This is a genomic window from Pseudomonas sp. 25 R 14 (assembly GCF_900004755.1).
GTDB lineage: Bacteria > Pseudomonadota > Gammaproteobacteria > Pseudomonadales > Pseudomonadaceae > Aquipseudomonas > Aquipseudomonas brenneri.
On record NZ_CVTS01000053.1, the window covers coordinates 59,118 to 68,174 of the forward strand.

At 60.6% G+C, this 9,057-nt stretch carries 7 protein-coding genes; all 7 read left to right on the forward strand.

Annotated features, from left to right (window positions below; all coding sequences use genetic code 11):
* Positions 1-28 precede the first annotated feature (28 nt).
* Positions 29-1,282 carry an OprD family porin gene (locus BFQ03_RS20495; RefSeq protein WP_065943878.1) on the forward strand — a complete coding sequence of 418 codons (1,254 nt, stop codon included), beginning with the start codon at positions 29-31 and terminating at the stop codon, positions 1,280-1,282.
* Positions 1,283-1,339: 57 nt separating this feature from the next.
* The gene (locus tag BFQ03_RS20500; protein WP_050593307.1) at positions 1,340-2,704 is read left to right on the forward strand and encodes a spinster family MFS transporter; all 1,365 of its coding nucleotides are present in this window, start codon (positions 1,340-1,342) and stop codon (positions 2,702-2,704) included.
* A 171-nt stretch (positions 2,705-2,875) separates the two neighbouring features.
* Entirely contained in the window at positions 2,876-4,981 is a 2,106-nt protein-coding gene (locus tag BFQ03_RS20505) for a 3-hydroxyacyl-CoA dehydrogenase NAD-binding domain-containing protein (protein ID WP_065943879.1), read from the forward strand.
* Between the two features lie 39 nt (positions 4,982-5,020).
* The gene (locus BFQ03_RS20510) at positions 5,021-6,217 is read left to right on the forward strand and encodes an acyl-CoA dehydrogenase family protein (RefSeq protein ID WP_065943880.1); all 1,197 of its coding nucleotides are present in this window, start codon (positions 5,021-5,023) and stop codon (positions 6,215-6,217) included.
* A 12-nt stretch (positions 6,218-6,229) separates the two neighbouring features.
* Positions 6,230-7,369, forward strand: coding sequence for an acyl-CoA dehydrogenase family protein (locus BFQ03_RS20515; protein WP_065943881.1), 1,140 nt, complete (start codon positions 6,230-6,232; stop codon positions 7,367-7,369).
* Positions 7,370-7,400: 31 nt separating this feature from the next.
* Positions 7,401-8,150: an electron transfer flavoprotein subunit beta/FixA family protein gene (locus tag BFQ03_RS20520; RefSeq protein WP_065943882.1), complete on the forward strand. Its 750-nt coding sequence runs from the start codon at positions 7,401-7,403 to the stop codon at positions 8,148-8,150.
* A gap of 2 nt (positions 8,151-8,152) precedes the next feature.
* A partial coding sequence (locus tag BFQ03_RS20525; protein WP_065943545.1) for an electron transfer flavoprotein subunit alpha/FixB family protein occupies positions 8,153-9,057 on the forward strand: 905 nt, incomplete at its 3' end.

Genomic DNA, 9,057 nt, shown 5'->3' on the forward strand with positions numbered 1-9,057 from the left:
CACATAACAACAAAAATAGGGCTGCATCATGGAGCGCCATTCCTGCGTCATTGCTACGTGTCTCCTGGTTTCCATTGTGCCTGCGTCGGCGTACGCGGACTTTTTCGCAGACAGCAAGGCCAGCGTCGAGCTGCGCAATTTCTACATCAATCGCGACTACAGCCAGGCCAGCACCACTCAATCCAAGCAGGAAGAGTGGGCCCAGGGCTTTTTGCTGCGCTACGCATCAGGGTTCACTGCAGGCTCTGTCGGCTTTGGGCTGGATGCGATCGGTTTGGCCGGTTTGAAGCTCGACTCCAGCCATGATCGCGCCGGTTCCGGTTTGTTGCCTCGTCAACGAGATGGCCGTTCAGTCGATGAAAGTGGCGCCCTTGGCCTGACTGCCAAGGTGCGGGCGTCCAAGAGCCTGCTCAGGATCGGTACGCTGCATCCGCGTTTGCCGGTGGTGCAATTCAATGACACGCGTTTGTTGCCGCAAACGTTCGAGGGGGTGCATTTGAATTCCCAGGAGTTCGCCAATGTGACCGTCGATGCGGGCCAGATCCGCCAGGTGACCCAGCGCGATTCGACCAACCGGGAAGACCTGACGCCGTCAGTGGCCAACGCCAAGGGCATTCGTGTGACCAAGGGCGCGACCACCGATGAGTTCAACTTTGCCGGTGTCGGTTACAAGTGGAGCAACCAGTTAAGCGGCAATTACTTCTACGGTGAGCTCGACAGTTTTTATCGCCAGCACAATTTCAGCCTGTTGCATCTATTGCCACTGGGCGAAGGGCAGTCGCTCAAGAGTGACGTGCGCTACGCAAGGTCGACTAACCAGGGCAACAGCAATATCGACAACACGGCCCTGGCGGCGATGCTCACCTACACCCTGGGCGGTCATGCCTTTGGCCTGGCCTATCAGAAAATGAGTGGCGACACCGGCTACGCCTATATCCATGGCGCCGATGCCTTCCTGCCCAACTTTGTTTCCAATAACGACTTTGCCAATCGGGACGAGCAGTCCTGGCAGGCCCGCTACGACTTCAACTTCACCGCTATCGGTATCCCGGGCCTGACCTTCATGACCCGCTACCTCTATGGCAGCGGGATTGAGCTGGGTGCTGGCAAGCCGACCGGTTCGGAATGGGAGCGCGATACCGATATCGCCTACGTATTCCAGAGCGGCACGTTGAAAAACCTGGGGGTTAAGTGGCGTAACTCGTCCCTGCGCATGAATCACTTTGGCAGTGACCTGGACGATAACCGCCTGATCGTCAGTTACACCTTGCCACTCCTGTAGTCGAGTCGATGACAGCCTTCCGGGCGGGTCCATAACAACAATGAGGTCGTAGCGGCTATGAAGAACACACTTTATCCATCACGTGTACGCGCCTGGTTCACCGTCAGTGTGCTGATGCTGGCCTACGTTTTATCGTTCGTGGACCGGCAGATTCTCAACCTGCTGGTGGGGCCCATTCGTCAAGACATGGACATCAGCGACACCCAGATGAGCCTGCTGATGGGCCTGTCGTTTGCGATCTTCTATACCTTCTGTGGCATTCCCCTGGGGCGGATTGCCGACAGCAAGAGCCGGCGCAATCTGCTGATGTGCGGGATTTTGGTGTGGAGTGGCATGACCGCCGCGTGCGGGATGGCCAAGGGTTACTGGCAGTTTCTCTTTTGCCGCATCGGTGTGGCGGCGGGCGAGGCATCGTTGGCGCCTTGTGCCTACTCGATGATTTCCGACAGCTTCACCCCTGAGCGTCGCGGCACGGCCTTCAGCGTGTACTCGACGGCGATTTATCTGGGGTCGGGCGTGGCGCTGTTGCTCGGCGGCGTCGCGGTGCATTTCGCAACCAGCCAGGGCGATATGACGTTGCCGCTGATTGGCATCGTGCGCCCGTGGCAGATGGTGTTTTTGATTCTTGGCGCCATTGGCGTGGTCTTCTCATTGTGCCTGCTGTTGCTGCGCGAGCCGGTGCGCCAAGGGGTCGGTGCGGGGCTGCAATTGCCGTTCTCGGAGTTTGTCGACTACCTGCGTAAAAACCGTCGGACCATGCTCTGCCACAACCTCGGGTTTGCCTGCCTGACCTTCACGGCCTACGGCAGCAGTGCCTGGATCCCGACTTTCTTTGTGCGTTCGTTCGATATGAGCGTGCCGCAAGTCGGGGTGATTTACGGCAGCATGCTGGCGATCTGCGGCTCCCTTGGCCTGCTGCTGGGTGGACGCCTGTGTGACTGGCTGGTCAAGCGCGGTCATCGGGACGCCCCCCTGCGCATCGCGATCCTTGCCGCAGTGCTGACTTTGCCGTCGAACCTGGGCTACTTGGTTGACGACAAGAACCTGGCCTTGGTGCTGATGGCGTTTCACGTGTTTACCGTGAGCATGCCGTTCGGTGTTGGCCCCCTGGCGGTCCAGGAAGTCGTGCCCAGCCCGATGCGCGGGCAGGCATCGGCGCTCTATCAGTTTGCCGTGACCCTGATCGGCCTGGGTATCGGCCCGACCGCCGTAGCCTTGGGCACGGATTACGTGTTTGGCAGTGATTCGGCGCTGGGTTACTCGTTGGCCGTGGTTACTGGCATCTCCCTGGTGCTGGCGGTGGTGATTTTGATGGCCGGCCTGCGCTCCTACCGCGAGAGCTTGGAGCGCCTGAAAAGCTGGGCACCCAAGGATCCTGCCGTGGTGGTGCCTGGCCGGCAGGTGCCAGCGGCTGACGCCTGAGCCTTCAAGTTCTCCCGCTGACCAAGCTGACACCCTCCAAGGTGTCAGCTTTTTTTTAATCGGAGATCTTTCCATAAACCGTTTGCCAAAACATGTCTCTTTGATAATATCGATTCGTATGTTCCGCAGCGCGGAATATGATTCCAATAAAAACAATGTGTCGAGGCTCAGATGAATTCCAGCGTCAACTACGAGCGTCAAGGCGAGGTTGCACTGATCACCCTCAACAACCCGCCGGTCAACGCCCTTGGCCAGGCCCAGCGTGAAGGTTTGCTGCGGGCCTTGCACCAGGCCCAGATCGACACGCAGGCCAAGGTGCTGGTGTTGCTGTGCAGCGGTCGCACGTTCATTGCCGGGGCGGATATCAAGGAGTTCGGCAAACCACCTCAGGCGCCGAGCCTGCCGGAAGTGGTCAACGCCTACGAACAAAGCGACAAGCCCTGCGTTGCGGTGATCCATGGCACGGCCCTGGGCGGCGGCCTGGAAATGGCCCTGGGTTGTCACTATCGAATCGCGCGCCGCGATGCCAAGGTTGGGCTGCCGGAGGTCAAGCTTGGGTTGCTGCCGGGGGCGGGTGGCACGCAGCGCTTGCCCCGTTTGGCGGGGGTGGCCAAGGCGCTGGAGATGATTGTCTCAGGCCAGCCCATCAATGCTCTTCAAGCCCGGGAACATCAGATTGTCGATGAGCTGTTTGACGGTGATCCCCGCGCCGCCGGAATCGCTTTTGCTCAACGGATACTGGACAGCGGCTTGGGCGTACGGCGTACCGGCGAGCAGGCTGCGGCGCTCAAGGGCGTCGACAACGGCGCATTGATCGCCGCCAAGCGCGCCGACGTCGCCAAGCGTTTGCCGGGGTTCTTTTCGCCACCCCGTTGTGTCGCCGCCGTAGAAGCGGCGACCTTGTTGCCGCTGGTCGAAGGTTTGCAACGCGAGCGCGCACTGTTCCAGGAATGCCTGGCTTCCGAGCAGCGTGCGGCCCTGGTCCACGGTTTTTTTGCCGAGCGCCAATGCGCTCATATCGACGACTTGCCCAAGGACACACCGGTGCGTGCCATTGAGCGCGTCGGGGTGATCGGTGGCGGCACCATGGGCGTGGGCATCGCCTTGAGTTTTGTCAGCGCCGGTATTGCCGTGATGTTGATGGAAGTCGACGAGCCCGCCCTGCAGCGGGCATTACAACGCGCCCGAGAAACCTGCGAAGCCAGCGTCGCCCGTGGCAGCTTGAGCCCTGCCGTGATGGAGCAGCGCCTGGCACTGCTGCATGGCGGGGTGGACTACAGCGAACTGGCCACTGCCGACCTGGTGATCGAGGCGGTGTTTGAAAGCCTGGAGGTCAAGCGCCAGGTGTTCGAACGCCTGGATCAGGTGTGCAAGCCCGGCGCGATCCTTGCCAGCAATACTTCGTCACTGGATCTGGACGTTATCGCCGGCTTCACGTCACGGGCTGAAGACGTGGTGGGCCTGCACTTTTTCAGCCCGGCCAACGTCATGCGTCTGCTTGAAGTCGTGCGCGGTCGGCACACCGGTCTTGAGGTGTTGGCCACGGTCATGCAACTGAGTAAGAGGCTGAACAAGATTGCCGTGGTGGTGGGCGTCTGTGATGGCTTTGTCGGCAACCGGATGATCTTCCAGTATGGCCGCGAGGCCGAGTTCTTGCTGGAGGAGGGCGCTACCCCGGAGCAGGTTGATGGTGCCTTGCGCAACTTCGGCCTGGCCATGGGCCCGAATGCCATGCGCGATCTGTCCGGGCTGGATATTGGCTGGAGCATTCGCCAACGCCAGCGCGCCACGCTGCCATCGAACTACCCGCTGCCCGATGTCCTCGACACGTTGTACGCGGCCGGCATGCTCGGCCAGAAGACCGGCCAGGGCTTCTACTGCTACGCCCCCGGCTCCCGCCGTCCCGAGCCCAACCCTGAACTGTTGCCGTTGCTGGAAGCCGTCTCCCGCGAGAAAGGCATCGAGCGCCGCGCCTTGAGCGATGAGTACATCGTCGAGCGCTGCGTGTTCGCCTTGATCAACGAGGGCGCAAAAATTCTGCAGGAAGGCATCGCCCGGCGCAGCAGCGACATCGATGTGATCTACCTCAACGGCTACGGTTTTGCCGCCTGGCGAGGCGGCCCGATGTTTTATGCCGACAGCCTTGGCCTGGACAACGTACTGGCCCGTATTCGCGAGTTCCACCAACGCTTCGGCGCCTGGTGGGAGCCGGCGCCATTGCTGGAGAAGCTGGCGGCAGAAGGGCGGCGTTTCGCCGACTGGAAACTGGACTCATAACGGCCTGCTTCACGGTCTATCAACGGCTTGGAGAAACACATGGATATTCATTTTACCGCTGAAGAACTGGCGTTTCGCGATCAAGTCAGGTCCTTCCTCAAGGACAAACTGCCCCAGGACCTGGCCGACAAGGTGCGCCTGGGCAAGCCCTTGTCCAAGGATGACCACCTGCGCTGGCAGGCAATCCAGAACGCGCAGGGTTGGTACGCCACCCATTGGCCAGTGGCCTTTGGCGGCACTGGCTGGGGCGCGGTAGAGAAGCACATTTACGAAGAGGAATGTGCGCTGGTGGGTGCGCCGCGCAGCATTCCGTTTGGGGTCAACATGGTAGCCCCGGTGCTCATCAAGTTCGGCACGCCACAGCAACAAGACCACTATCTGCCGCGCATCCTCAGCGGCGAGGACTGGTGGTGCCAGGGCTACTCGGAACCCGGCGCCGGTTCTGACCTGGCCTCGCTGAAAACCCGTGCGGTGCGCGAGGGTGACGTTTACATCGTCAATGGCCAGAAGACCTGGACCACCCTGGGCCAGCACGCCAACATGATTTTCTGCCTGGTGCGTACCGACCCGCAGGCGCAGAAGCAGCGGGGTATTTCCTTCCTGCTGATCGATATGACCAGCCCTGGCATCAGCGTGCGGCCGATCATCACCCTGGATGGTGAGCACGAAGTCAACGAGGTGTTCTTCGACAACGTCAAGGTGCCGGTGCAGAACCTGGTTGGCGAAGAAAACCACGGCTGGACGTGTGCCAAATACCTGCTCACCTATGAGCGCACGGGCCTGGCGGGGATCGGCGCGTCAAAGGCCGCGCTGGCCCACCTCAAGCGCATTGCCCGCAAGCAGATGAGCGAAGGCCGGCCGATATTCGACGACCCGCTGTTTCGCGCCCAGGTCGCGGAGGTGGAGATGCAACTCATGGCCACCGAAATGAGCACGCTGCGTACCCTGGCTGCGGCCAAGGACGGCGGGGTGCCGGGGGCAGAAAGTTCGATCCTCAAGGTCAAGGGCACTGAAGTCCGCCAGGCGATCAGCCACTTGCTGCGCAAGGTGATCGGGCCGTACGCGTTGCCGTTTCTGGAAGAAGAGTTGGACCTGGATTACCCAGGCGAACCCCTGCACGCCGACTACAGCGTGGCGTTGGCCAGCCAGTATTTCAACCTGCGCAAGCTGTCGATCTTCGGCGGCTCCAACGAAATTCAGAAAAACATCGTCTCCAAGATGATTCTCGAACTGTAAGGGGCTCTGACCATGGACTTCAAACTGACCGAAGAGCAGCAAATGCTGCAAGACACGGCGACACGCCTGGTACGCGATGCCTACAGCTTCGAGGCGCGAGAGCAGTATGCCCAGAGCGAGGCGGGCTTCAGCCTTGCCTTCTGGCAGCAACTGGGTGAGTTGGGGCTGACGGCAGTGCCGTTTCCCGAGGCCCTGGGTGGTTTTGGCGGGGGCGGCGTCGACACGATGCTGTTGATGACTGAGTTCGGCCGAGGCTTGTGCCTGGAACCTTATGTGGAGTCGGTGATTTATGCGGGAGGGTTACTGATGCAACTCGGCAGCCCGGCCCAGCAAGACCTGTTGCAACAAGTGGCCAGCGGTCAATTGCTGCTGGCCACGGCCTTTGCCGAACCCCAGAGCCACTACCACCTGAACGATGTGCAGACCCGTGCCGAACAGACGGCCGAGGGCTGGACGCTGACCGGTAGGAAAGCCGTGGTGATCGGCGGGCATCAGGCCGGCTTGATGCTGGTCAGCGCACGGGTCAGCGGTGAGAGTCGTGATGAGCAGGGCATTGGCCTGTTCTTGATTGATCCCCAGGCCGTCGGTGTCGAGCGCCGCACTTATCCTACGGTCGATGGCCGCAAAGCCTGCGACCTGTACCTGGACAAGGTGCAGGTCTCTGCTGATCAGGTACTGGGTGAACCAGGCCAGGCCTTGGCAGCGTTGCGTTATCAACAAGGGCGGGCGATTGCCGCACAGTGCGCGGATGCCCTGGGCAGCATGCAGGAAGCTTGTCGCCTGACCCTGGAATACCTGAAGACCCGTCAGCAGTTTGGTGTGGCCATTGGTCAGTTCCAGGTGCTGCAGCACCGTATGGTCGACATGCGCACCGAACTGGAACAGGCCACCAGCATGGCCATCCTGGCCGCGTGCTGCTGCGACGAAGCGCACAGCCTTGAACGCACCCGGACCCTGGCCGCCGCCAAGTTCATCGTCACCCGCGCCGCGCGCAGCATTGCCGAACAGGCAATCCAGCTGCACGGCGGGATCGGCATGACGTGGGAATATTCCCTGGCGCACCACGCCAAACGTCTGGTGATGCTCAGCCATCAATTCGGTGACGATGACTATCACCTCAAGGCCTATGCCGCCTTGCTTGATGCCGCTTGAATGCCGTTTTTTTCACACTGAGAGATCCATTATGAAAGTCCTCGTCGCAGTCAAACGAGTGGTCGATTACAACGTGAAAGTTCGCGTCAAGGCGGACAATTGCGGCGTCGATCTGGCTAACGTCAAAATGTCGATGAACCCCTTCTGCGAAATCGCTGTGGAAGAAGCCGTACGCCTGAAAGAAAAGGGCATCGCGACTGAAATCGTCGTCATTTGCGTAGGGCCATCCACTGCTCAAGAGCAGCTGCGTACCGCTCTGGCGCTGGGTGCCGACCGCGCGGTGCTCGTCGAATCCGCTGAAGAACTGACCTCGCTGGCCGTTGCCAAGCTGCTCAAAGCCGTTGTCGACAAGGAGCAGCCACAACTGGTGATCCTCGGTAAACAGGCGATCGACAGCGACAACAACCAGACTGGCCAGATGCTGGCTGCACTGACCGGTTATGGCCAGGGCACCTTCGCCTCGAAAGTCGAAGTCAGCGGCGACAGCGTTGCCGTGACCCGCGAAATCGACGGCGGCGCACAGACGGTTTCCCTGAAACTGCCGGCCATCGTCACCACCGACCTGCGTTTGAACGAGCCGCGTTATGCGTCCCTGCCAAACATCATGAAAGCCAAGAAAAAGCCTCTTGAAGTGCTGACTCCTGATGCTTTGGGCGTTTCCACCGCCTCCACCAACAAGACCGTCAAAGTCGAAGCGCCAGCTGCACGCAGCGCGGGGATCAAGGTCAAGTCGGTGGCTGAACTGGTCGAGAAACTGAAAAACGAAGCGAAGGTGATCTGATCATGACTATCCTCGTAATCGCCGAACACGATAACAAGGTGCTGGCCCCGGCCACCCTGAACACCGTTGCTGCCGCCGCCAAAATCGGTGGCGACATCCACGTACTGGTCGCCGGTCAAGGCGCTGGCGCCGTGGCTGAAGCCGCAGCAAAAGTAGCTGGCGTGAGCAAAGTACTGCTGGCTGACAACGCTGCCTACGCGCACCAACTGCCGGAAAACGTCGCGCCTCTGGTTGCAGAGCTTGGCGCTTCCTACAGCCACATCCTGGCTGCCGCTACCTCCAACGGCAAAAACATCCTGCCACGCGTTGCCGCGCAGCTGGACGTCGACCAGATCTCCGAGATCGTTTCGGTGGAAAGCGCCGACACCTTCAAGCGCCCGATCTACGCCGGTAACGCCATTGCCACCGTGCAATCGACAGCTGCCGTCAAAGTCATCACCGTACGCGCCACCGGCTTCGACCCGGTTGTCGCGGAAGGGGGTTCGGCTGCCGTTGAAGCCGTTGCGGCTGTGCACAATGCTGGCACTTCCAGCTTTGTTGGCGAAGAACTGGCCAAGTCGGACCGCCCTGAGCTGACCGCTGCCAAGATCGTCGTTTCCGGCGGTCGTGGCATGCAGAACGGTGACAACTTCAAGCACCTGTACGCCCTGGCCGACAAGCTGGGCGCGGCGGTCGGCGCTTCGCGCGCGGCGGTCGACGCAGGCTTCGTACCCAACGACATGCAGGTCGGCCAGACCGGCAAGATCGTTGCGCCACAGCTGTACATCGCGGTCGGTATCTCCGGCGCGATCCAGCATTTGGCCGGTATGAAAGACTCCAAAGTGATCGTTGCGATCAACAAGGACGAAGAAGCGCCGATCTTCCAGGTGGCTGATTACGGCCTGGTGGCGGACTTGTTCGAGGCGGT